Here is a 1,094-nt window from a genome sequence, read left to right on the forward strand (position 1 = left end):
GCTCGCCTTCGGCCAGGCCGGTCAGCACCTGCGCCTTGTCGGCGTTGCGCAAACCTATCCGCACCTCGCGCGTTTCCAGTTTGCCGTCGGCATGCAGGACCTTGAGTTTTTGCATGCCCTTGATGTCCGGCTTGACCACCAGCGAGGCCGGGATGGTGACGGCGCGCTCGGCCTTGTCAAGCACGAAGAAGACGTCGGCGGTCATGCCGGCCATCAGCTCCCGGCTGGGATTGGCGACATCGAACAACACGGTATAGAACGCCTTCTTGCCCTGGCGGCCACTGTCGTCGGCAGGCAGCAGCATGATCTGGCGCAGCTTGCCGGCCCAGCGCTTGCCGGGATAGCCGGGCGTGGTGAAATAGGCGGTCATGCCCTTGTGGAGCCGCGTGACGTCTTCTTCCGCGACGCGCGCCTGCACGCTCATCTTGCTCAGGTCGGCGATGCGCATGAGCACATCCTGGTTGGCCGAAAGGGTCTGCCCGATCCGCGCCGACAAGGCCACCACGGTGCCGCTGATCGGCGCGACGATGCGGGTCTGCTTCTGGATCGCTTCGTCTTCCTTCATGGCGGCGTCGAGCTGCTGGATCTGGGCGTTGATGGCGTCCACCTTGGCAGCCGCCGAATACATGCCCATGCGGCTCGATTCGTAGGTTTCCTGGCGCGTGGCGTTCTCGGCCTTGAGCTGGGTCTGGCGCTGGAATTGCAGCTGGGCGAAATCGAGCTGGGCGTTTTGCCCGGCCAACTCAGCCTTCAGGCGGGCCATCTGGGCGCGATTGTTTTCCGCGCGGCCGGCCTGCACTACCGGCGACACCGTCACCAGCAATTTTCCTTCCTTGACCGTCTCGCCGATACCGACGTACACGTCGGAAATCTGGCCGGAGACCTTGGTGCCGACGTCGACGTAATTCTGCACGGCGACGTTGCCGATGGCGTTGACCACCTGCTCGATGTCGCTGCGTTCTGCGATCACGGTTTCCAGCCGCACCGGCACCGCTTGCGGATGGCGTTGGCGATAACCGTACCAGCCGGCCGCGCCTGCGGCAATCGCCAGCACCAGCGCCAACGCGCTCCAGCCGCGCCGCGCCGCGCAATAT

General features: G+C 64.9%; 1 protein-coding gene. It reads right to left on the minus strand.

Annotated elements, in window-relative coordinates; all coding sequences use genetic code 11:
- A partial coding sequence (locus tag HLUSI_RS27160) for an efflux RND transporter periplasmic adaptor subunit (protein ID WP_016833028.1) occupies positions 1–1,094 on the minus strand: 1,094 nt, incomplete at both ends.

Source organism: Herbaspirillum lusitanum P6-12 (assembly GCF_000256565.1).
In the GTDB taxonomy this organism is placed as follows: Bacteria; Pseudomonadota; Gammaproteobacteria; order Burkholderiales; family Burkholderiaceae_D; genus Herbaspirillum; species Herbaspirillum lusitanum.